21 protein-coding genes are annotated in these 24039 nt (G+C 43.4%); 9 read left to right on the forward strand and 12 right to left on the reverse strand.

Annotated elements, in window-relative coordinates; translation table 11 throughout:
* Window positions 1-1080: 1080 nt before the first annotated feature.
* The 5 genes from VJL_RS15640 to VJL_RS15660 all read right to left on the reverse strand — a co-directional run bounded on the left by VJL_RS15640 (window position 1081) and on the right by VJL_RS15660 (window position 7998).
* The gene (locus VJL_RS15640; protein WP_038879187.1) at window positions 1081-4029 is read right to left on the reverse strand and encodes an AAA family ATPase; all 2949 of its coding nucleotides are present in this window, start codon (window positions 4027-4029) and stop codon (window positions 1081-1083) included.
* Complete coding sequence (locus VJL_RS15645) at window positions 4029-4634, reverse strand: hypothetical protein (protein WP_038879190.1); 606 nt, start codon at window positions 4632-4634, stop codon at window positions 4029-4031. Before VJL_RS15645 ends, VJL_RS15640 begins: the two co-directional genes overlap by 1 nt.
* Window positions 4635-4636: 2 nt before the next feature.
* Window positions 4637-6523: an ABC-three component system protein gene (locus VJL_RS15650; RefSeq protein ID WP_038879192.1), complete on the reverse strand. Its 1887-nt coding sequence runs from the start codon at window positions 6521-6523 to the stop codon at window positions 4637-4639.
* A gap of 449 nt (window positions 6524-6972) precedes the next feature.
* Complete coding sequence (gene bcp / locus VJL_RS15655; protein WP_038879195.1) at window positions 6973-7440, reverse strand: thioredoxin-dependent thiol peroxidase; 468 nt, start codon at window positions 7438-7440, stop codon at window positions 6973-6975.
* 15 nt (window positions 7441-7455) lie between these two features.
* A complete protein-coding gene (locus tag VJL_RS15660; protein WP_038864765.1) occupies window positions 7456-7998 on the reverse strand; it encodes a glycine cleavage system transcriptional repressor in 543 nt (180 codons plus the stop codon).
* A 409-nt stretch (window positions 7999-8407) separates the two neighbouring features.
* On the opposite strand from VJL_RS15660, the gene dapA reads away from it, so the two are divergent.
* Window positions 8408-9286, forward strand: coding sequence for a 4-hydroxy-tetrahydrodipicolinate synthase (gene dapA, locus VJL_RS15665; protein WP_038879197.1), 879 nt, complete (start codon window positions 8408-8410; stop codon window positions 9284-9286).
* Between the two features lie 66 nt (window positions 9287-9352).
* Window positions 9353-10372 (forward strand): outer membrane protein assembly factor BamC, encoded by a 1020-nt coding sequence (gene bamC, locus VJL_RS15670; RefSeq protein ID WP_038879198.1) that lies wholly within the window; start codon window positions 9353-9355, stop codon window positions 10370-10372.
* Window positions 10373-10494: 122 nt separating this feature from the next.
* On the opposite strand, the gene VJL_RS15675 is transcribed toward bamC, so the two are convergent.
* Genes VJL_RS15675 through VJL_RS15690 form a run of 4 tightly spaced genes read right to left on the reverse strand, consistent with a single transcriptional unit; the run spans window position 10495 to window position 12943 of the window.
* Complete coding sequence (locus VJL_RS15675; RefSeq protein WP_038864771.1) at window positions 10495-10701, reverse strand: DUF2897 family protein; 207 nt, start codon at window positions 10699-10701, stop codon at window positions 10495-10497.
* Window positions 10698-11396 (reverse strand): M15 family metallopeptidase, encoded by a 699-nt coding sequence (locus tag VJL_RS15680; protein WP_038864773.1) that lies wholly within the window; start codon window positions 11394-11396, stop codon window positions 10698-10700. The genes VJL_RS15675 and VJL_RS15680 overlap by 4 nt, the downstream gene beginning before the upstream one ends.
* 41 nt (window positions 11397-11437) lie before the next feature.
* Complete coding sequence (gene dapE / locus VJL_RS15685) at window positions 11438-12574, reverse strand: succinyl-diaminopimelate desuccinylase (protein ID WP_038879200.1); 1137 nt, start codon at window positions 12572-12574, stop codon at window positions 11438-11440.
* Window positions 12575-12592: 18 nt separating this feature from the next.
* Complete coding sequence (locus VJL_RS15690; protein ID WP_038879202.1) at window positions 12593-12943, reverse strand: ArsC family reductase; 351 nt, start codon at window positions 12941-12943, stop codon at window positions 12593-12595.
* A gap of 303 nt (window positions 12944-13246) precedes the next feature.
* On the opposite strand from VJL_RS15690, the gene VJL_RS15695 reads away from it, so the two are divergent.
* Entirely contained in the window at window positions 13247-13534 is a 288-nt protein-coding gene (locus tag VJL_RS15695; RefSeq protein WP_038864778.1) for a winged helix-turn-helix domain-containing protein, read from the forward strand.
* A gap of 38 nt (window positions 13535-13572) precedes the next feature.
* On the opposite strand, the gene VJL_RS15700 is transcribed toward VJL_RS15695, so the two are convergent.
* Window positions 13573-13905: a DUF4156 domain-containing protein gene (locus tag VJL_RS15700; RefSeq protein WP_038864781.1), complete on the reverse strand. Its 333-nt coding sequence runs from the start codon at window positions 13903-13905 to the stop codon at window positions 13573-13575.
* Window position 13906: 1 nt separating this feature from the next.
* Window positions 13907-14260 (reverse strand): DUF2956 domain-containing protein, encoded by a 354-nt coding sequence (locus VJL_RS15705; protein ID WP_038879205.1) that lies wholly within the window; start codon window positions 14258-14260, stop codon window positions 13907-13909.
* A 142-nt stretch (window positions 14261-14402) separates the two neighbouring features.
* Here VJL_RS15705 and VJL_RS15710 point away from each other — a divergent pair, with 142 nt between their 5' ends.
* Window positions 14403-14888 (forward strand): DUF2919 domain-containing protein, encoded by a 486-nt coding sequence (locus tag VJL_RS15710; RefSeq protein WP_038879208.1) that lies wholly within the window; start codon window positions 14403-14405, stop codon window positions 14886-14888.
* 41 nt (window positions 14889-14929) lie between these two features.
* Window positions 14930-15832, forward strand: a complete 903-nt coding sequence (locus VJL_RS15715; RefSeq protein WP_038864787.1) for a Dyp-type peroxidase — start codon at window positions 14930-14932, stop codon at window positions 15830-15832.
* 78 nt (window positions 15833-15910) lie between these two features.
* Here the strand turns inward: VJL_RS15715 and melR are convergent, their stop codons facing one another.
* Window positions 15911-16909 (reverse strand): transcriptional regulator MelR, encoded by a 999-nt coding sequence (melR, locus tag VJL_RS15720; RefSeq protein WP_038879211.1) that lies wholly within the window; start codon window positions 16907-16909, stop codon window positions 15911-15913.
* Window positions 16910-17237: 328 nt separating this feature from the next.
* Here melR and VJL_RS15725 point away from each other — a divergent pair, with 328 nt between their 5' ends.
* The 4 genes from VJL_RS15725 to VJL_RS15740 all read left to right on the forward strand — a co-directional run bounded on the left by VJL_RS15725 (window position 17238) and on the right by VJL_RS15740 (window position 23766).
* Entirely contained in the window at window positions 17238-18590 is a 1353-nt protein-coding gene (locus VJL_RS15725; RefSeq protein WP_038879213.1) for an alpha-glucosidase/alpha-galactosidase, read from the forward strand.
* Window positions 18591-18678: 88 nt separating this feature from the next.
* Complete coding sequence (gene melB, locus VJL_RS15730; protein WP_038879216.1) at window positions 18679-20103, forward strand: melibiose:sodium transporter MelB; 1425 nt, start codon at window positions 18679-18681, stop codon at window positions 20101-20103.
* Between the two features lie 109 nt (window positions 20104-20212).
* Window positions 20213-22459 carry an SGBP N-terminal domain-containing protein gene (locus tag VJL_RS15735; protein ID WP_038879219.1) on the forward strand — a complete coding sequence of 749 codons (2247 nt, stop codon included), beginning with the start codon at window positions 20213-20215 and terminating at the stop codon, window positions 22457-22459.
* A gap of 173 nt (window positions 22460-22632) precedes the next feature.
* Window positions 22633-23766, forward strand: coding sequence for a flagellin (locus VJL_RS15740; protein WP_038879223.1), 1134 nt, complete (start codon window positions 22633-22635; stop codon window positions 23764-23766).
* Window positions 23767-24039: the final 273 nt, after the last annotated feature.

A 24039-nucleotide genomic window follows, 5' to 3' on the forward strand; every position in this document is an offset into this window, starting at 1 on the left:
GGATTGCAACCAAGAACATTACTCTTTCTTATCTAAAAGTGAGCAGACTCTATAAAAGTTTGGGGCACTTCTGAGTTACAAAGTACCAACTGTGAAAGTTCTGGACAAAAGTAAGTTACGCGTAATCTGGGAAACCGCTTGTACCAGATGAGTAAAAGTATCTTGAACCCTTAAACACTTGCATTAAAATCCGTAGTACTTACCGAGAGCTGTAGCCAATAGACTACAAACTGCACCAGCCTTAACATCCCATAACGTTGATGCTGCTTTAGATACCATTGTACCCATCCAGCCCGATACGGCTGAACCAAAGTTACCAGATTCTACTTCCGCACTGCCTTTATCGGCTTTTTTGCAAGACTTTTTCTCTCGTTGATTGTTGCTGGCTCATGTATTCAGACTCAACAGGGATGTGAATTTGCTGCGCCACCGGCTCATGGAATGAATAAATTATGATAGAAAAACTAACACGTATTTTACCGCAACTGATTACCGATAAAGGGGGGGGCGAACAGGCATTGTTTGTTAACCATTAGCGATCATATGGGTAGCGAACGTTGAAAGTCAAAACAAAGGATGTTTAACGCCAGAAAATCGTCTTTTACAACTCACACATTCATAATTTCGCTCTGTTCCAGGTATCGGCAGGGCAACGTCATCACAACTGTGACAAGTCAAACTGTAGCTGTCTAAAATTTTGTTCCCTTTACGTTTGTAAGCTAAACAGGATTCTCAGACTTAAAGTGCGGATTGAGATCTAACCAGTTTTGCTTTAGGGTTCTTTCGATTATTTCATCGGCCGAGTATACAAAGCAGTTCAGTTGTCCTGAATCCCTATCGATTCTTTTCGCGAAAAATTTGGCGTCTTTCTTAGCTTGATCTTTAATATCTTGATTTTTCTTCTGTTTTTCTCAACATTATTTTGTTCCCATTCGTCAACTAAATCACCAAAAAATCCCATAGTTCCTCCAAAAACGACCTGTGAATGGTTGTATTTTAACATTTTTACTGAAATGGGGTGCAAACAAAGGAAAATAGCCACTATGTAGTGGCTATTTTAGGTTCTGAAAGCCGTTACGCTTAGATGTGTGCGTCATCGCAAATAGCTTTTACGCCACCACTAGAAGGCACGAGCTCAATTATTTTCACTTCTATACCATCACTCTCAAGTTTACGGCGCAAGAAGTTTGCTTGTACCGGATCATGTGTAGTCACTATTAGTTGGAATCCATACTCAGAGATATAATCTCGAAGCAAATCAAAAATCGCTGATGCATGGACTAAGTCATGATGCTGTGTAGGATCGTCCAATAGCAGAGCCTTCCATGGTGACCAAGGTGATGCCAGTGCCATAGATAGCAAGAATGTAAGCTGAAGATCAGTTTTTTGAGCTTCACTAGCTACTTTTGAAGCACTTACTGAGGCTCTAGATATTGGAACGCTTACCATTGCATGAGCTTTGTTGTATTTCTTTGTAAATTCTAAACCAGTCTTAGAAAAACGTTGTTCTCGAACAACACGGTTGAGCAGTGATCTCCACAACGGTTCGATACTTTCAACTTTGCTTTGGATGTTATTGATTTCATCATTCAAGGCGTTGTAAAAGTAGTCTAGGGTAGATTTCTTGAGCTTCAACTTCTCGATCAAGTCCGACGTTTGCTCTATTTTTTTGTTTAAATCAGTGCTATATGCTTCTTCAGAAATCCCTTTTCGTACGTCATCAATATCTTTTTGAATCTCTTGTAGTGCTTTAGAACTCTGAAAAGCAGCAATTTCCTTCCTAAGTTCATCTAGCTTTTGAAGGGATTCTTCAATATTTACTCTTTCTTTCTCTAAGCTTTCGAGCTTTAAACTCATTGATTTTTGGCTAGGTTCTTCGTCAAAACCAAGCAGTCGCCATTTGTTCAGAAAAGTAGTTACGCTTTCCTCAACCTGACGCATCTCGGATGTTAATCTAGATATACGGGATTCAAGCGCACTTACATTATCATCTATATAGTGAATTTGCTTTTTGCATGCTTTTTCTGTTTGCTTTTCTTTTTCTGCCTTCTCCACGAACTTTAGGATTTTTTGCGTCAAAGTCTCCTTGTCTTCATAAGGAGAAATAGTTGCGTTTAGGGCTGATTGTTCCTGTTGTAATGATTCTATATTTTTTTGTAATTCAACTAGGGCATTTTGGTTTTGATTAAATGAATCTATAACTTGTTCCAGATGAACTCTTTCCTGCAATAACTGTTCTGAACCTGGGTTTTTAGGAAGCAACTGGAGTTCGTTATCTAAGTGTGACTTTAGTTCTAATTGCTCTCGCTTCATAGCTTTTACAATTGCAGAGGCTTCTTCAATTTCTTTGAAGTTGAAAGTAGGGTTTGATCTTACTTGTCTTACCTTTTGCTCAAGCGAAGATATGTTTTCTTGATTTGAATTTGCTTCAGCAAAGACAGATGAGAACTCTTTCTGAAACTCTGCTGTTGCCATTTCAATTTTGTTAAGTTCGTTCTTCAGTTCTACATCGTGGGAATACAATCGATTTAACTCTGGATCTGCATCAATTAGTTGAGCTTCCAATCTTCTTTTTAACTCATCAACACCGTGGTTTTCACCACAAACAGGGCACTTCCCTTGTTTGCCAGATATATTAGCGGCGATTGCTGAAACGGCTGCTCTAACTTGATCACTGGTCTTCTTTAATGATTCGATATGAAGGTTATTCTCAGAAATTTTTTGTTTTGCGTTTGATAATTTAGCGTTGTTTTCAGCTTCTTGTTCGTTATAGCTTTCGATTTTTTGGTTTAGCAATAACATACTTTTGTAGAGAGTATTTAACTCGTTGTTATAAAATGTCCACTGAGTTAAGTCTTTTTCTGCCTTGCTCAGTACTCCTTCTTTTCTAACCCAGTCAGATTGCTTAGCTTCCCAACTCGAATGCTTTAGAGTATCTTTTTCTAAAATATCTAGATTAGATTTAGATTTTTCTTTAAGTGCTTTTGATTTGTTAAACTGCTTTACTACATCAACTAGCTTGTCTTTTTTATGGATTAGCGTATCTGAAAGCTCAATGGCCTTTTCCAGCTTTTTTAATTCTTTTCTATGTTTTTCAATTGTATCATCTAGCTCGCGAATTACTTCTTGTGCTTTCGAAATGTTTAATACTTGAGCGTCACGTTCGTTTTGAAATTGCTCTTTGGTGATCAACAGCTCTTTTTTATCAGTACGTAACTTCTCTAATGAGGTCTTGTTAGTTTTGAATTGTTCAAGTAAACCAGTTGCTTGTGATAGATTTACGATATCTGACTGAACACTCTTTAGTTTCGAGTCGAAATTACTTTTGCATATGTGATGTTCAGTCGAGACTCTCTCGATATTGTCAAGTCCCTCTACCTTTTCAGCGAACTGTTGTAGTTTTTGAGAAATTTTCTCAAAAGGAAGTACTTTCGAACCAAAGCGCTTTTTAGTTTGAAGCCTTTTCGATAATAGCTCGTTCCAATGGTCTCTCTTGGTTTTTAAGTTTTCTATATCTTGTTCTTTGGCTTCAATTAATTTTTTTGCTGAACGAGTCAATTTTGTCTTCAAACTATCGACTCTTTGCGCTTCTTGACCAATAGGAAGCTTGGATAAGAGGGCTCCGGCCGTCTTAGCTTCTTCTTGAATAAACCAGTGCTTATCACGTTGATCTAAAAGGTGTGTAAGTCTCAGTAGATAGCTAACATCTTCCTCTTTTGCTTGCCCAAATATTTTAGGTTCAGGCGTCCATTCTACCCTCCCTGCACTAGTGAGCGATGCTGCTTGTTGAAAGTCGCCAAAGTCTAAACAAACATCTGCAAAGTTGTGAGTATCTTTGATTAGAGCAATTAATTCGTTCTCTAGCCTCTCGACTCTTCCGGTAATTGCAAGCTCTATAGCTTCAAATAGCGATGTTTTACCCGTTCCATTAGGGGCAAGAATAATAGAGGCTTGTGGTGAGATTGGAATAGAAACGTCTTTGCCGAATCTCCTAATATTGCTTATTTTTATACTCTTTAAAGTTGCCATTACTCATTCTCATCGTCTATATACATTAGCTTTTCTATTAAGTCTTCAGCGGGTTCGTCTGAAAGTAGAATATCCCGCCATAGTTTTTGATGCTCTTCTGCTAGCCATTTATACATGCCTGATGTCTTGGACAAAGAGACGGATATAGGATCAGATAGGTCATTTATTGTTCCACTGTTAATGGGAAGGGCTAAGAATGTCCTAGAGATAAATTCTTGTGCTGACTCTCCTTGTCTTTTGAGGTATTTCCTGCAGTATAATTCGTTTGCTTCCAGCCTATTACAGTCTTCTTCTTCCGCCTCTTTGATATCGAGAAACAAGTAGAGATCCGTTGGAAGGGGTTCCGGGAGTCTATCTCGTATATTTGCAGCCCAAAGAAGTACCTCAGCCGATTGCTCAAGTGTATCGACGCAAGAAATAAGGATGGTTCTAATACCTTTAGGTCCTTTGTCTTCAGAAGGTGGGCGCTGAAGAAATAAAACTCTGCCTGCTATAGCTTCGGGTAAGATGTCTGTAATTACTTTCTTTTCCCTGTCGAGCTGAACATATTTGTAATGGGTAGGTAATGTCTCTTTGATCTCGTCTAACCAGGTATCAACGTGCATTATTAAACTCTCTGGGTTAAATCTTTGATTTGTTTTTCGCGTTGTTCATCTCGGAAGTTAATCTCTTGTTGGATAAAATTCCTTAAGCTCTCTATGTCATTCGACTCTATAATGTCTTGAAGATCGTGAGTTCTTGTAATTACAGTATTAGGTGTACGGCTTACAGCAATGTTTTCACCTGCACCTTTGCAATAAGCGAGAGATGCTCTCTCAATATAAGACTTTGGCGCTGATGTTTGGGGTAAGAGCAATAGCTTGGATGTTTCTTGGCCTAATAGCTGTGCTCGTTCTTCTTGTGTTTCACGCAGAAAAAACTGCCGAGGCGTTGTTACTTTGGTCGCTGGGCCAGACCAAAAAGCTAATGCTATTGTCTTCACCGAATACTTTTCTTCAAAGGCAGTTATCTCAATTGGTTTATCTTCTAACCCGACTGCTATTAAAAGTAAAAAATGCAAGGCCTCACCTATCAAGCTTACGGTAACAGGCCCAGCTCTGAGAGTGCCGAGAGTTATGTCTCCTTCAGATGTGGCATATAGCATGCCGCTTAGAACATTGCTTTGAAGGCCTGTATTCGACTGCAGATCAATTTCCCAGGCATTCCACATTTCCTCCACGGCATCTTGTACATCACCAGGTTCCATATTTACTATTAAACTGTTGACCTTCTGTTGGACTAACTCCCAAGTTTTTTGGTCCATACTATTAGATAGCTCTTTTGATTCTTCTTTTATTTTTGAAGATGATGATAGCTCTCGGTGATCAGTAACTTGTGACTTCTTTCTTTTTTCTATAGCTAGTTGTTTATCTACATCGCAATCTGATGTGCCAAAGGTTTTGAGGAGTTTACTAGTTATGTATGCAGTCCAACCAGCAGGGTTGTTGTGTGCTATTGAAACAGAGTTTTTTGCGTGAATTGCTAGTCTTGCTAGTGACAAACTTAAGTTGCAAGACTCTCCAGTATTATACTCAGATAGCTGTAATTCGTAGCGTCCCTTTAAAGGACCCCATAGCTTATCAACAACTATTTTGGCTGGTTCAACTTGCTCTAAGTGCCCGGATAGTGTTCCCGCGATAGCCCACTTTCGCATATTGCTTTTTTCATAGTATGCCCAAGTGTCTGCTTGAGGTTTGAAAAAACTATCGACATGATTAGCGAGCATTCTAGGGGTAATTGTCTGAGTAGATGATGCATTTTTTACAAGAAAGCATCGGATTTTTTCAAAAACGGTACCTTCATCGTTGTACCATCTAGATAGTATATCCGTACACTTTCTATCTAGCTCTTCATTACAGTCTTCGATTTCAATTGTTAATCTGGATAGACAGTTATAAATCGTTTCATTATTTTTGAAATTGCACCAAGACTTTAACCATTCTCGTAGTTTTTCGGCAGAACCCTTTTCTTTCTCAAAGGATTCTAGAGTTGAACCGGCTTTATGGCAGCTTGTGAGCACCTCACGAATTTGAGAAATATAGAGATCTTTTTTAACTAGTACACCAGCATTAGGGATAATAAGCGTAAACGTTTTATCAAAAGGCTTCTTTGCGGGATCAGAAAAATAGTTCCCTAGGCTTTCGAACGCTTTGTCGAGTACACTTTGCTCTTGCAAGGTGGGCTTGTTGTCATTTTTCTGATTGGTGAAGGTTCCACGAGTGAGCTTTCTTTTGCAAAAGTCTTGTGTTTGCCGTTTTACTTGATAATGTGTACAACTTGTTTGTTCACCATATAGAACGATGTCATCCCACTCTGGGATATCGCCTTGTTCACTTCCGATGCGTTGACAGTGCGGCTCTCCTTCCAAGTATTTATCAAGAGCTTTAATTGCGTGTAGAGCTGCTACTCTGTACTCATATTCATCTGCTTTTTTGAGATTTATTTTTTTTTCCATTTAAGGATTAATCCATAATAGACATATAGTTGAAACAAGAGAGAGGGGGGACATAGCCTGAGAAATAATCATGATCTTAAAGATGTTTGTCACTAGAAAAGGCTTAAACAAGAAACCTAGCTTATCTGTAGTATCTTTTTGGGTTAGTCAAACTAAAGTCCACCGTAATATGCCATCTTTTGAGTAAGCAAACAATGGCATTCGGAGGGCTTTAAAGCTTGATCGAACGCTGCTTTACCTTGAACAGTATCGCTCAATAAGAGACGAAAATTACTCATTTTGGGATATAAATGAGTCAGCAACCATTATCTTTTAAAATATTGCAGAGAAAGTACCTGTAGTCACGGCTTATTGAAGAGTCGCAAGAGGAGAGTAGTTCAGGGGGCTAGCTAAGCGATTTAGGGTAAGAGCCAGCTAAAAAGGTGCTGGCTCTGTCGGTATTTTAACAATTACTTGCTGTTAAGGTAGTCTAGAACGACTTCGTGGTGGTCTTTGGTTTTGAACTTGTTGAACACGTGCTCAATCACGCCTTCTTCGTTGATTAGGAAGCTGATGCGGTGAAGGCCATCGTACACTTTACCCATGAACTTCTTCTCGCCCCAAACGCCGAATTGGCCTGCAACTGCATGATCTTCGTCTGAAAGTAGCGTGAAGTTTAGCTCATCACGCTCGATGAATTTACCAAGGCGTTTTACTGGATCGATACTTACGCCTAAAACGACAACGTTGTGTTCATCTAGCGCTGCTTTTACATCACGCAGACCTTTTGCCTGGGTCGTACAACCCGGCGTCATCGCCTTAGGGTAGAAGTAAAACAGAACTTTTTTACCTTTAAAATCACCTAAAGAAACGGTGTTGCCATCTTGGTCGAGCAAAGAGAAGGCTGGCGCTGGCGAGCCTGCTGTCAGCGTATTCATTATTATTTCCTTTACTTATAGTGTGTTTTTAATGAAATTCAGAGAACCTTGTACGTTGAGCGTATGACAAAGTTCATCGAATTCTTCTTGCAGTTGCATCAGGTTACAGTCTGCACTCACTGATGCAGTGATTGCGATGTGGAATTGATCCGCATCGAGCTGAATTTTTGATTTACTGATGGTTTGCGCACTAAGAGAATGTAGGCCAATCTGTTTATCAGCGAAGAACTGAGTGAATTTTTCCGTAAGACCGATGCGGTCCTCAGATTCAATAAACACTTCCATGGTGTAGCTGTTGTCGAGCAACTCGTGCGCCGACGTTCGCTTCATGATGGTAATAAGGTCATGTTCTTGCCCAAGCAGTGGCAATTGTGTTTCAACACGGGTGACATTACTGGCATTCCCAGTAAGTAGCATAATGAGGGTAAATTCATTACCAAAGATAGCGATACGGCTATCGACAATGTTACAGCCAGCAAGAGTGACGAGCCTAACCACTTGGTTACATATGCCCGGACGATCCGTTCCAACCGCTGTAAGTACCAGATGTTGCTTCATAAATGAGCTTCTTGTCCTTTCTTTCAATAGAGAGATGTTAGCACAGATACAACAGAGAAATGTCGAGTCAGTTCTTTTTTTAAACTCATGGAAACGCTTTGTTGATTATGTGAACACTTTGGTTGTTGAGAACTCTATTAATTCACTCAGTGCTGACTTGAGCTTAAAGGTGAAAGAGTATATTCCGCGGCTAATTTAAGATGGCAAGCTGAGTTGGGTAATGGCTTGCCACAAGACAATACGATTATCAGAATGGCTGGAATTGAGAACAAAATTCACAATTTAGTTGCGAGACCTCTAACAACTGGTAATTATTCATTCATTTGTACTTTGTAAGCGAGTTTACGCTCTTGTGTTTGTCAATCGCATTACAGTACCATGCAGAAAGAGTAAATTGAGGGAGATAAACATGTTTTCAGGAAGTATCGTAGCGCTGATTACACCATTTAAGCCAGATGGTGAAGTAGACTTTGATGGTCTGCAAAAGCTTGTTGAGTACCATGTAGAAGCAGGTACTGACGGTATTGTGGCAGTAGGCACGACAGGTGAGTCTGCGACTCTGACCATTGAAGAGCATGTAAAGGTCGTTAATAAAATCGTTGAGTTTGCGGACGGTCGTATCCCAGTGATTGCTGGTACGGGCGCAAATGCAACTCACGAAGCAGTTACGTTTAGCAAATTATTAGCGGATTCTGGTATCTCTGGTTACCTGAGTGTGACGCCTTACTACAACAAACCAACACAAGAAGGTTTGTTCCAACATTACAAAGCTATTGCTGAAGCGAGTGATGTACCTCTAATTTTGTACAATGTACCAGGTCGTACTGCAGTAGATTTATTGCCTGAGACAGTGGCACGTTTGTCAAAGCTTGATAATATCGTGGCATTAAAAGACGCAACCGGTGATTTAAGCCGAATTGCACTTCACCGTGAACTTTGTGGCGAAGATTTTATCTTACTAAGTGGTGATGATGCGACTGGCCTAGAATTTGTTAAACTTGGCGGTCACGGCGTTATCTCGGTAACGAATAATATTGCGGCTAAAGACATGGCTGACATGTTCCATTTGGCAAGTGAAGATAAGTACGAAGAAGCAGAAGTTATCAACCAACGTTTGATGACACTGCACAAAAATCTGTTCGTTGAATCAAGCCCAATCCCAGTAAAATGGGCAGCACATAAGCTTGGTTTGATTGAAGAAGGTGGTTTACGTCTTCCTCTTGTCGAGCTTTCTGAAAAATCTCAGCCAGTTGTGAAACAAGCGTTAACAGACGCCCGCATTTATTAAGATTGAGTGACTAGGATTGAAGTTCATGCTGGGGGCAAGTACGCCCTCAGTGTTTTAGGAGTATAAATGAAGCTTTCAAGCCAGTTAGTGTTAAGCTCACTAGCTGTATTCGTATTGACTGCCTGTTCAGGTGGTGCCAACCAACGTCGTCAAGCAAAAGACGACTTCGAGTATTTGAACACCCCATCTCTGGAAGAGTGGAGTGTACCCGCAGGTGCTGTTCCTCAGTTTTACCCTAACTACCGCATTCCTCAAGGAAACTACAGCGGTGGTATTGGTAAAAACGTGGATATTCGCCCACCTCAACAAGTACTGGAACTGATTCCTGGCGCTCGTCTTGACCGTAGCAGCGACGGTGAAGTGACACTATGGCTGCTTCGCAAGGATGAATTGGATAAAGTTTGGCGAACGGTTCAAGAGATGGTTTCTGAGAACAAGATTCCTGTAGAAAGCCAAACTGACAACCGCATTGAAACCGGTTGGGTCACTTGGAACTCACCAGACGAAGAAATGGAAATCGGTAGCCGATATGAAATCACTCGTGGTGAGATGAATGGTCGTCATGGCTTTAAGGTTAGCTTGATTGACTGGCGCGAAGGCAACCAAGTCAAAGAAGTGACACGTACTAACCGTGAGCGTTACAACGTGTTCATGACTAACTTGGTAACGGCGCGTTATGATCAACACGTTCGTGAAGAAGCACAGCGTAAGGCGCAAGAGCTTGTGAAGCACATCCCTATCACAATGGGTAAAGATCGCAGTGGCCTGCCAGTGATCATCGCTCGTGCTCAGTACAATGTGGTTTGGAATCGTCTCCCAGATACGCTACCGAAGATGGGCTTCAAGATTGAAGAACGCAGCCAATCTCAAGGTACGGTGACCGCGAAGTACGCATCTCCAGATGATGAATTCTGGAATGACATCGGCGTGAAGCCAGTTGACCTAGCCCCAGGTAAGTACACTTTCCTATTGGGTGATTTAGGCAACCGTACTTCAATCAACATTACGGACTCTTCTGGTAAGCCAGTAGAAGAAGAATTCTTGAAATCACTAGCGCCGGTATTAGCCGCGGTTGTGAAAGACTAGCTACAATTGTCTTCAAGACAGATAAACGAAAGGGACCTCAGTGGTCCCTTTTTTGATCTTCTGAATACGATGCCTTGGTCTAATGTTCAGTCTACGATTTTGAGTGAAAGAGCACTCTTAAATTAACGAGGTTCGTCTTTCTTCTTTTGGCCTTTATCGTCGTAGCGTTCTTTGTCTAGCTCATTCAGTTTGTCTAAATCGTTCTTACGACCTTTATCCATCTGACCAAACTTCATCTTAGCAGTGTACTTAAGCGCAGCAATATTACCGACAACGATGCTGAGCACTATGATGATAATGACCCAAGGGTTGGTTAGCAGTTCTATCATAGAGCCTCCGGCGGCGTGATATTTTGAATGAATCGTTCTACGACGTTATCCAAATTATTCAGTATGACTTCAATCCCTGCAATGCTATCGAGCTGATTTTGCTGCGTCAGCTGAGTTTTTAGCAGCGCAGGCGTTAGGTGCGCGAGGCACTGTTGTCCTACTGCTTTATGGCTAATGTGCCAAGGTTCGATAGCGACACCACCTAAGTCTTGTTGATAAGGAAAGAAAAAGCCAAATGAGCCAAGGTTAGCGGCTAACCATTGATAGAATGCACGCTGGTGACCATCAAGGTATTCCCAAGGCTCTAATTGAAGCATGGTGTCTTGTGGCAATAAGTTGCGAGCATAAACGTCAAAGTCACAGCCCCAGTGATGACGACTGCCACCGGGCAGAGCTGACCAACGCAGAATCGCCATGAGCTTTTCTTCGTCACCTAACTCTGCTTTGCTAAGAGGCTGGGAATTCGAGTCAAGAATTGGCAATTCACCAGAAAACTTACCGTTCCAAATGGCTTTTTGGCGATGAAAATCACGAAAGCCGCTGGCAATTTCCATCTTAAAGCCGGCTTCGGTTGCCGCTTCAATCATCTTAAGCAAATCGTCAGCCACTTCAGGATGAAGCATAAAAGCCTTTTGCCCGACTAAGGTAGATTGCAGATGCGAATCGGTGATTCCGGTAAGTTGCTCTGGTGTCATGGTGTTCTCGTTAAATACGTTGTTGTGCGTTCTTATGCGGCTTATTTTGCTAACAGGTGCTTCAATGTATTTTCGTACATGTCAGTCAGCTTCTCTAAGTCGTCAACTTTCACGCACTCGTTCACTTTATGAATCGTTGCGTTTACTGGGCCAAGTTCTACTACTTGACCACCCATGCGGGCGATAAAGCGGCCATCCGATGTGCCGCCAGTTGTTAGCAAGGCTGGTTTTGTGTTGTTAACTTCATCCACTGCTGCAACTACGGCATCCAGTAGCGCACCAGTATCTGTTAAGAACGGGTCGCCGTTGAACGTCCATTTTAGATCGTAGTCTAGCTCGTATTTATCCAGCGTCTCAGTGATGCGTTGAACGATCACTTCATTGCTGAGCTCAGTGCTAAAGCGCAGGTTGAATTGAACGTTGAACTCGCCAGGGATGACGTTAGACGCGCCAGTACCTGCTGAAACATTCGGGATCTGGAAGCTAGTCGGAGGGAAGTAGTCGTTACCTTGGTCCCACTCTGTGGTGGCAAGTTCATGGATAGCCATTAGAGACTGGTGAACTGGGTTGTTTGCAAGGTGAGGGTAAGCGACATGACCTTGTGTCCCGTTTACCGTTAGGTCACCAGTGATCGATCCACGACGACCATTTTTCACCACATCGCCAACGACTTCTGTACTTGAAGGTTCGCCTACGATACACATATCGATGTTCTCACCGCGTGCCATTAGGGTTTCAACCACGCGAACGGTGCCGTTAATGAATGGGCCTTCTTCGTCAGAAGTGATCAAAAAGCCAATAGAGCCTTTATGGTTTGGGTTTTCTGCGATAAAACGTTCTACCGCTACCACCATGCAAGCCAATGAGCCTTTCATATCTGCCGCGCCGCGACCATGTATGTAACCATCGATAATGGTTGGTTCAAATGGGTGGGTGTCCCATTGCTCTAGCTTGCCCGCAGGCACCACATCGGTGTGACCGGCAAAAGCAAACAGTGGCGCTTCTGTACCACGTCGAGCCCAGAAGTTTGTGGTGTCTTCAAACACCATCACTTCGATTTCAAAACCTAGTGCTTTTAGGCGTTCGATCATTACATCCTGACAGCCTGCATCTTCAGGCGTTACGGACTGGCGGCTGATCAGGTCTTTAGCGAGTGCCAGTACTGGACTGTCTGTCATCCTTGAGTATTCCTTACATTAAGAGTTAAAAATGGTCGCGTATTGGTCTGCTTTGAAACCGATATGAAGTTGATCTTGCACTTTCAAGATTGGACGCTTAATCATTGCTGGGTTTTCCACCAATAGAGCAATCGCGTTCTCTGCGTTTAGTGAATCTTTCTGTTCTTGAGTCAGTTGGCGGAAAGTCGTGCCGCGTTTGTTGAGGACTTGTTCCCATCCCAAGGCGTTACAAAATTCAGTAACCATTGCAGCGTCGATACCTTGTTTACGGTAATCGTGGAAATCAAATGCTACGTTTTCTGCTTCTAGCCACTTTTTGGCTTTTTTAATTGTGTCGCAGTTTGGGATGCCGAACATGGTGATCGTCATATTAATTCCTTTTCTTTTTGTTTTTTACTCATCGGTTTGCGTTATGAATGACCGATGTAGCGTTGTTTTTGGCTGTTTAAGCATCCTATCAAGAAGCAACCAAACTGACAAAATGATGCAGACAATATTTCGCGTAACTTTGCTCTGTTTCGTTTGAGTTAGTAGCTCAATCCACCACCAAATGGCATCCAGATTGATAAAAAACTCGGCTAAATAGCACGGAAAAGTCGAGTTATTGATCAAACGCAACATCTCTCTGGGCAAAAAAGAAATAATGAATCAGCACAATTTTAGGAGGTGTCAATGGAATTGAGTCCTGTTTTTGCAAGGCGGCTATATTTGGCCTTGTTGGTGGAAAACCTAGAAAGGCCAAATGTACCAAAATTGATCGAAAGAACGGGGTGGCCTCGTCGTACTATTCAAGATGTACTCAAGGCATTACCGGGGATCGGCATCGAGCTTATCTTCGTTCAAGATGGCCGACGTCATAATGACGGCTATTACCAACTTTCAGATTGGGGGCCTTTTGATGTTCAATGGGTTCTTGAGCGGGAAGGAGATATCGCTAGCAGTCTTGGATTTCGTGCATAAGCCAGCAATAGCTGGCTTTTTTTACATTCGAAATAGACCTACTGGCAGCGGTAGGCAACACCTAGCACGCTAAATGAAGTGACAAAGTCTTGAGGGGAGATCATAAACACCGTGTCCGCGCCTATGGCAGATGCCTTGTTTTTTAGGTCATGCATTGCGCCCTGCATCATTGCGTCATTAGTGTAGAACAAGTAACTATACCAGTGCCCCTCACTGCCTGTTACCTCACCTAGGTATTCACAATGTTGTGGGTTAAATTGGCTATCAATGCGAATTTGAACACTGTCACTTGGTATAGAAGACAAAGTCGAAGGCGTTGAGCATCCCATCAAAGCCAGTGCGATGCTTCCTGTCATCACATAACGAAACATGTTATCTCCCCATTACGATATAGGCGGCAAAACCAATCCAACTAAGAACAAGTAACGCCCACGGCAAGATGGTTGGTTTGGTTGCTGGTTCTTGAACCATTCCCATTTCTTGCTCAGCAGTATCTTCATGTTGGCGCTGCTTTTCTCTTTGCTGTTTTTTCTTCGCTTTATCGGCTTGTCGATTGCGTTCTTTCTGTTGCTTCTTGTACTGAGCAATGCCTTTTTCGATGCCTTGAGCGACCAATCTGGTTTGCTCTTTGGTTTGGCCTGGCTTCTGTGTAGCTTTCGCAATTTTCATCGCTTCAGTTTGGGTTTCTTGGGAAGGAACGGGTGCTGTTGTGTTTTTCTTTTTCATATTTTTTCGACGTCGCTGTAAATCTAACCTTAGTTTACCTGCGTAAGATGACGAAATGAACTTTAGTTCTCATGTTTGCGGTGTTGCAACTCTGAAGCGATCGGTTAAAGTGGCATTTTTATGAAACTAAGAAGACGATATTGTGCGTTACTCATTCGATCAGTACGACGCTCATGGATTTTTGAAAGCGCCAATTATGTTATGGCTAGGATGGATGTTCCTAGCGCGCTCTTGGGTGGTGTTTGCCATGGCAGGAGTGAGTAGAGACAGCGGTAGCAAGATACTATCGATTGTTTACCCTGACTCTAATACGTTATACCTCGGGCTATCGATGGGTATTCCAAGCCTGCTATTGATGTGGCTGATGGGCTTGCGTCATCCTGACAGAGGTTGGGTGAATCAAATTACTCAGCATGGTCGTGCGATGACTTTGATCTTGTGCGGTATTCAACTGGCGCAGACCATGTATCATGTCTATCTCGAACATGGTGTTTTCAATTGGGCGAACGCGCTTACAATTACCTTGTTAACTTGGTTTATGATCTATCTTTTTAATGGAAGATGGGTAAAAGACTGTTTCCACGTGCCACAGGTTGAGCACAAAGAAGAACAGCCAGCAAAAAATTAAAACAAAGCTCCCGCAAGGGGCAATGTATAGAGGAAATCTCAATGTCACAAGCTCAAACGGCGATTGTGCCTGAAGCAGGTCCATTTGCACTTTACACTCAGTTGAAAGTGAACCAAAACCGTGAAAACGTGTTGGCGAAACTGAAAGCGCTTCCTGAGCTAGTAAAAGAGCTCAATGCGAGCCAACCAGGTGCAGATCTAACCCTTTCTATCGCATTCACCAAATCTTTTTGGCAGCACCTAAACATGCAAATGCCAGAAGAGTTGATTGACTTCCCTCAATTGGGTGAAGGCGACATCGTAGCGCCTGCGTCGGACGTAGATGTTCTGATCCACTGCCACTCAACGCGTCATGATTTGCACTTCTACGTTCTACGTAAGTTCTTAGTAGACACCGCAGAAGACGTGACAGTGGTTGATGAGACATACGGTTACCGTTACCTAGATGCTCGTGACATGACAGATTTCGTCGACGGCACTGAAAACCCGAAAGGCGATGCACGTGCGGACGTTGCGTTGATCAAAGACGGCGCTTTCGCTGGTGGTAGTTACGTGATGGTGCAACGTTTTGAGCACAACCTACCAGCATGGAACCGCCTGAACGTATCGGCGCAAGAGAAAGTGATTGGTCGTACTAAACCGGATTCTATTGAATTAGAAGATGTGCCTGCCGCTTCTCACGTTGGTCGCGTAGACATTAAAGAAGAAGGCAAAGGCCTCAAGATTGTTCGACACAGCTTGCCATACGGCACGGTAACTGGCGCACACGGCTTGTTGTTCATCTCTTACTGCAACAACATCCACAACATCAAAGTAATGCTAGAGAGCATGTATGGTGTGACCGATGGTAAAACTGATCAACTGCTTCGTTTTACCAAAGCAGTAACAGGTGCGTATTTCTTCGCTCCTTCACAAGAAATGCTAGCGGAATTAGCGATTAAGTAATTCTTCGCTGACCCTCCAATGATTAAAAAGGCAGAGTGATCTGCCTTTTTTGTTTCCCCTCATTCTTGCCTGATAAGACTAACTGACTATCAGTGGTCTTTTGCCATCAATGGCGCCTTTCTCTAGTTCGTAAAGTGGGCTGGTACTGTGACTGCTCCAGCGATGATCTTCGCGTGACTTCTTGCGATATTGCGTTGGCGTCACACCAATATAATTCTGAAATGTCTCATAAAATCGGCTGCTTGAATTAAAACCGACCGTTAACGAAATATCCAGGATAGTTCGTTCGGTATCACTCAACAGCGCTCTGGCGTGATTAATTCGCATGGCCGTGATGTATTGCTTGATGGTCATCTGCATGGTTCGTTGGAACACGTTCATCGCATAATTGGTGTGCAATCCAATGTGTTCTGCAATATCTTTTATCGTGATCGGCTGGTTATGATGGGTGGCAATGTATTCCAGCATTTGACTGACGTAAAACTGCGAATGTTTAGATACGCCTTTTTTCGTCGATTTCTCTTGTCGATTAACGATCAGTTGTTCCCAGCCATCTAGGCTCATCCTTTTTAACATGAGTCCTATTTCATCTATTGCCAATTGCTGGCGACTCTCTGAAGGATGGGTCATTTCCTCGGCCCAACGAGCTAGCTCAAATTCACTGACTAGTGAGTTTGAACTCGACTGCAATACGCAACCATGGGTGATTTGATTAACTAAGTCCCGATTTAACGTCCACGACATAAAGTGATGAATAGGGATATTGATGATTCCCATGTTATGGCTATGCCCCGGGTTCGTTAGTCGATGCGGGACAGAAGCCCAAAACAGACCGATTGAACCAGCTTTCACAATCACAGCGCTGCCATTAATGATGTACTCAACGTCATCTCCAAAAGGAATGTTTACCTCGACTTGCCCATGCCAGTGATAACCCGGCATAGAGTGGGGCGGCCTAAGTTCAATATCGATTTTTTCATAAGATGAATACAACGACAAAGGACTTACCGAGACATTGTCGGAGGAATATTTATCCTGAATCACGACTTTCAGCGCATCGGGCTCTAACTTAGACATCACCTACCTCTTAGGAAACTGCATAACTTCGTTGTAGCAAATCTTCTGGAACAAAACTCAGAACAGCCTCAAAAACACCGACTACTCCGTTTTATAAGATTTTTATTATGTGACATAAATCGTTGTGCCAACTTGGCTCATCACTCGTTGTTATCCCTTTTATCCGCGATTTAAACAAAAATATCCCATTTCCTAAGATTTAGGATTTTCTGATTTTAAATATTAGAAAACGGGATAGTGATTAATTTATCTGAGACGAATTCGGCCTTGCGTGAGGTGTAACTTAGTTGCATCGAAACAAAAGTATGAAAGCAAAAAGGATTCAACTATGAAAAGCCCTAAAATCACATTCATCGGTGCGGGTTCGACGATTTTTGTGAAAAACATTCTTGGCGATGTGCTCCACAAGCCAGCGTTCAAAGGGGCGCAAATTGCCTTGATGGATATCGATGAACTCCGTTTAGAAGAGTCACATCTCGTTGTAAGCAAGTTAATGGAGTCATCCGGTGCTACGGGCACGATCACTTGCCACTTAAACCAGAAAGAGGCATTGCAAGGCGCAGACTTCGTGGTTATTGCGTTCCAAATTGGCGGTTATGAACCATGTACCGTGACGGATTTTGAAGTCTGTAAGCGTCATGGTTTAGAGCAAACTATTGCGGATACATTAGGCCCAGGCGGCATCATGCGCTCACTTCGCACCATTCCGCACCTTTGGAGCGTATGCGAGGACATGACGGCGATCTGTCCAAACGCTACCATGCTTAACTACGTTAACCCAATGGCAATGAACACTTGGGCGATGTACGAGAAATACCCTCATATCAAACAAGTGGGTTTGTGCCATTCCGTGCAAGGGACGGCGGAAGAGCTGGCTCGCGACCTTGATATCCAATACTCAGACCTTCGTTACACCTGTGCAGGCATTAACCACATGGCTTACTACCTGACGCTCGAAAAGAAAAACGAGCAGGGGGAGTATGTCGACATTTATCCTGAACTGCTTAAGGTATTTGAATCGGGCAAAGCGCCGAAGCCGGGTTTGCACCACAATGGTCGTTGCACCAACCTAGTCCGCTACGAGATGTTTAAGAAGTTGGGCTACTTCGTAACGGAATCTTCAGAACATTTTTCTGAATACACGCCATATTTCATTAAGCCAAATCGCCCAGATTTGATTGAACGTTATAAAGTGCCACTTGATGAATATCCTAAACGTTGTGTAGAACAAATTGCAGACTGGAAAAAAGACCTCGAAGACTTCAAAAACGCGGATCAAATCACCGTCAAAGAGTCACATGAATACGCGAGTACCATCATGAACTCGATTTGGACAGGCACGCCGAGTGTTATCTACGGCAACGTGAAGAACGAAGCGTTAATTGACAACTTACCACAAGGTTGTTGTGTGGAAGTGGCTTGTTTGGTGGACGCAAACGGCATTCAACCTATCAAAGCAGGACGCTTACCAAATCACTTAGCGGCATTAATGCAGACCAACATTAATGTTCAAACGCTGCTGACAGAAGCCATCCTCACGGAAAACCGTGACCGCATTTACCATGCCGCCATGCTTGATCCTCACACTGCAGCAGTGCTTGGACTCGAAGAGATTTATGCCCTTGTTGATGACTTGATAGAAGCACACGAAGGTTGGTTGCCAGCGTGGGTGCATCAGTAAATCCAGACTCACAAAACCAATATCAATAAAAACGACAATAACGTGAATATACTGCGCCTTCTCGATGAGGGGGCGTAAGGAGTAACAAATGAGTATCTCTATGAATACCAAGCTGAGCTACGGCTTTGGCGCATTTGGTAAAGACTTCGCTATCACCATCGTTTACATGTATCTGATGTTCTATTACACCGACGTTGTTGGCCTCTCGGCTGCTGCGGTGGGGACCATCTTCTTAATCGCGCGTATTTGGGATGCTGTGAACGATCCGATTATGGGCTGGATCGTGAATAACACCCGCTCTCGTTGGGGTAAGTTTAAACCTTGGATCTTAGTCGGCACGCTCACCAACTCAGTTGTGTTAATCATGCTGTTTAGTGCGCATCACATAGAAGGGCCATGGCTGATCGCTTACGCCGCGGTTACTTACATCTTATGGGGCATGACTTACACCTTGATGGACATTCCTTTTTGGTCACTGGTTCCGACATTAACATTGGATAAACGTGAACGTGAAGAGTTGGTTCCTTATCCACGATTTTTTGCCAGCCTTGCATGGATTGTTACCGCCGCTATTGCTATGCCGTTTGTGAATTATGTTGGTGGCGACGACAAAGGGTTTGGTTTCCAAGTGTTTGCCATTTTGCTTGTCGGTTGTTTCCTCGTATCCACTTACGTCACGTTACGTAATGTGAAAGAGCGTTACTCAACCAGCAACCTTGACGTGACGAAGCCTGAAGAAAAAGTCTCGCTGAAGAAGCTCCTTTCTCTTATCTACAAAAATGACCAACTGACCAGCGTGCTTTGTATGGCACTGTCATACAACCTCGCTACCAACATCATCACAGCCTTTGCGGTTTACTACTTCACCTATGTAGTCGGAAACGAAGAACTTTTCCCTTACTACATGGCTTATGCTGGTATTGCGAACCTAATTACACTGGTGTTGTTCCCTAAATTGGCGCAAATGTTCTCACGTCGAGTTTTATGGGCGTGCGCATCGAGCTTCCCGATCCTAGGCAGTGCGGTACTTATCTATGTAGGCATGTACGACAAACAAAGCATTCTGCTGATTTCTACAGCGGGCGTGTTATTGCAAATCGGTACGGCGCTATTTTGGGTACTCAACGTCATTATGGTGGCGGATACAGTGGACTACGGTGAGTACAAACTGGGATCTCGCTGCGAAAGTATTGCTTACTCAGTACAAACGCTGGTGGTTAAAGCAGGCTCAGCTTTTGCGGCTTTCTTCATTGGTATCGCACTGACCGCAGTGGATTATGTACCGAATATGGAACAAAGCCCTGATACGGTCTTCGGTATGCAATGCATCATGGTCGGTCTGCCTGCGTTCTTCTTTGCCATCGCACTGGTCGTGTACTTCCGCTTCTACAAACTCAACGGTGCTTACCACCAAAAAATTCAGGATCATCTGACCGAGAAATACGACCATATCGTAGCCAATGATTCTGATGAGAAAACGAAAGTCTCTCCAGAATCCATTCAAGCGGTTTAACGCACCTTATAGCTATTAAAAATTAACATGCCGGTGTCTTCATTTCATGTCGCCGGCAGCATCCCGAATAAACGTTATCCAATAACCACGCTATCCCTACGAGAAAAAAATGAAACTGAAAATACTTGCTTCAGCGATTCTTGTCGCCCTTGCTTTGTCCGGTTGTAATAGCTCGTCTGATGATGATTCTTCGAAAGGCGATAACCTTGTCTCAAATTCTACCTTTGAAAATGACGGTTTAGGATGGAGCTACTGGTTTGCCAATGTGAAGTATGAAGACGCTTATGTTGGTGAGTCGATGGCGAGGATTGCCACCGGAACCAACCATCATGTGAGCCAAATAGTCACTATTCCTGAGACGGGCTTTTATGATTTATCCGCCTACATAAGCAGCCCAAGTGATGACGCTATTCTTGGCTTGAGTAATCTGACCGATGAGGTTCTCGTCAGCCAGACGATTGAAAAAACCAAAGACGAAAATAAAGAAGGGGAACTATATAAGCCAAATACTCTGCCTGCTATTCCACTAGAGAAAGGCGAGCAAATTAAAGTCTGGTTTACTGGATCTGATGTCGGAGGGGTGAGCGTCGACAGTGTGTCTTTAGTAAGAGTGAACAAGAGGCAGCCTGTTAGTTTTAATCAAATCATCCAATTTAAAGCCGCGCAACAGGTCGGTGTGACGGGCATTGATAAAACTCAGCGAACCGTCGAGTTCCAAGTCCCTTATGGCACCGATTTAAGTGCCATAACGGTGAGTACACTTTTGGTTTCTGAACAAAGCCGACCAAATTTGGATGTGGGTGAAGTCGTGGACTTTACTCAACCAGTGCAAGCGGTAGTAACCGATGCAAATGGCAAAGAAAAAAAATGGACATTAACGGCGATTGAAAAAGAGAAGCAGGTTGTCGTCACGTCGTCCAATCAGAAACTTCAAGATTCGTTTGAATGGGCAATTGATAAAACACGTCGCTTCGTTATGACGGGGCAGCATGATCTGGTTAACCGTGATGAGAACAATAATGATGGTGATGGCACGGCTGATTACATCCCATCTTATTGGGCTGGCTATTTTGACCGAACGGCTTTCTACTCTCGCGACTTCTTACATCAAGTCAGTGGAGCCAAAATTGCAGGTTTAGATGCCGAAAACTTTTCGATGTTTAAGACCTTCGCTAAGCATTCTACGGAATCGAGAAAATGGTATACCTTGTGGGCAGTTAACTTTGATGGCACGCCACATACCATTGACTACAAAGATGACAGTTGGTTTGTTCGTGAAGTGCCTGCGCAATTTGAGTTTGTAGAAAAAGCATGGAAGCAATATCAATGGACAGGAGACAAGCGTTACATCGAAGACCCAGATTTATGGCGTTTTTACACCAAGGTGCTAACGGACTATATCGCGCTTCACGACGATCAAGACCCTAACGGTATTGCCGAAGGTTATGGTGGTATTTTTGAAGGCTCCGCAACTTACAATGAGCGTGGCGAATTCCCAATCGAAGCCGGTGATGGCATCGGCTCTCAATACCAAGCGACGGTAGCGTATGCTGCAATGCTTGGGGCTCGAGAAGAGTACAGCGAGGCGGCGCTTTGGCAAGAGAAAGCACAGCAACTTAAAGACTTCTTTAATGAAGAATGGAGTATTGCGGATCCAAATAAACCGTTGGATAACTACGTTAACATCGTTCAGCGTGATGGTTTCCGTATGAATGACTTCGGTAAAGAAAACAGTTGGTTCATGCCAATGAAGCTGATCACTGAACCTGGAGAGCGTAACGACCGCTACTTAGACTTCATTGCTAAAAACCTTGGCGATGGGATAGGCAGTACGCCGGAAGCGCCATACAACATTGAGGCTTACACTTATATCCCAGAAACCTACTTCCCTTACAATCGCAATGCGGAAGCATGGAAGTGGATGCAGTACATCATGGATATCAAAGATGAGCCCCATGAGCGTCCAACTCAAGGTACTAACGGTGACTATCCTGAAATCTCTTTTACCTTTATTTCGAATACCATTGAGGGGTTGATGGGCATCAAGCCTGATGCGGCAAACCATCGAGTCGTAACCGCATCACATCTAACAACCGATATTGACTGGCTTCAGGTTGAGCAACTTCCGATGGGAGAGCACGAGCTAACTTTGCGTCATGATGGCTTAGAACGATCGACACTTACCAATACCTCTGAGGAAAACTTAGAGTGGGAAGCTTGGTTCTATGGCGATTACCCGACACTTATCGTTGACGAACAGTCTGTTTCTGCCAAGCACAAATACGTGAACGGACAGAAGGTGAGTTATGTAATTGTCACGCTTACCGCCAACTCAAGTGTTGAAGTTCGAAAGTAGTCTGAGTCACCACTGCGAATAACCACAAAGCCTAGTGCACCATCACTAGGCTTTTTGCTATTCGCTGTCTCGTCGGGAAATGCGCAACCGCATCACTTTTCTTAAAAAAACACTAAACGTTTCTTTAATTTGGTCGATAAGTATCCAAAGCCTTAATTTCAGGACCAATATTTGTGGCGATCACCGTGAATACCAATGTGGCAGCACTTGTCGCACAGCGTCATTTGACCAGTGTAACCGACATGCTGAACCAATCCATGGAGCGTTTGTCTTCAGGGAAGCGTATTAACAGCGCGAAGGATGACGCTGCGGGTCTGCAAATCTCCAACCGTCTGCAATCGCAAATGCGTGGTTTAGATGTCGCTGTGCGTAACGCGAATGACGGCATTTCCATCATGCAAACTGCGGAAGGCGCGATGAATGAGGTGACCAATATCATGCAGCGCATGCGTGATTTGTCGCTTCAATCAGCCAATGGTTCAAACAGCAAAGCGGAACGCACTGCACTGCAAGAAGAAGTCTCTGCACTCAACGATGAGTTAAACCGCATTGCGGAAACTACTTCTTTTGGTGGTCGTAAACTGCTGAATGGCAGCTTTGGTAAGTCGGCATTTCAAATTGGCGCAGCGTCAGGTGAAGCAGTGCAAGTTGAGTTAAAGTCGATGCGCAGTGATGGCATTGATATGGGCGGCTTTAGCTACATTGCAAACGGACGCGCAAGCTCTGATTGGCAAGTAAAAGGTGGCGCGAATGATCTTAGCATGTCGTTTACTAATCGTTTTGGTGAAACGGAAACCATTCAAATTAATGCCAAAGCTGGCGACGATATCGAAGAGCTTGCGACTTATATCAATGGTCAAACTGACAAAGTCACGGCATCTGTGAATGAAGAAGGTCAGTTACAGCTATTTATGGCTGGAGAAGAAACTTCAGGAGCTTTATCGTTTTCAGGTGATTTAGCCAGTGAACTTGGGTTGCAGCTAAAAGGTTACGATGCGGTTGATAACATCGACATTACGTCTGTCGGTGGTGCGCAACAAGCCGTGGCCGTCCTAGATACAGCGATGAAGTACGTTGATAGCCATCGTGCCGAGCTAGGTGCTTATCAAAACCGCTTTAATCATGCGATCAATAATCTGGATAACATCCACGAAAACCTAGCGGCTTCGAACAGCCGTATTCAAGATACCGACTACGCCAAAGAAACCACGCAAATGGTGAAGCAGCAGATCTTACAACAGGTCAGTACTTCTATTCTGGCACAAGCAAAACAAGCGCCAAACCTTGCTTTGACGCTGCTTGGTTAATGGTTCGCACCACACGAATTTAACGCAAAATCAGCCTGTATCGACAATTCGAAAAGAAGCTTTAGCGAAAAATGAAAGTTTTTTTGCTTTTTTATCCGCTTCGTCACGATTACCCCTCCAAACGAATTATTTTCAAAAAAATCTAAAAATTTTTCTAAAGAAAACAGGGCATGCGCCGTTAATAAAAGTAACTTTGAGAGAACTACTTGGTTTTCCGAGACGTCGGAAACCGCTACATCGGAAAATCAATTGGAGAAATCACCATGGCAGTGA

The sequence above is a fragment of the Vibrio jasicida CAIM 1864 = LMG 25398 genome (assembly GCF_000400365.1).
In the GTDB taxonomy this organism is placed as follows: Bacteria; Pseudomonadota; Gammaproteobacteria; order Enterobacterales; family Vibrionaceae; genus Vibrio; species Vibrio jasicida.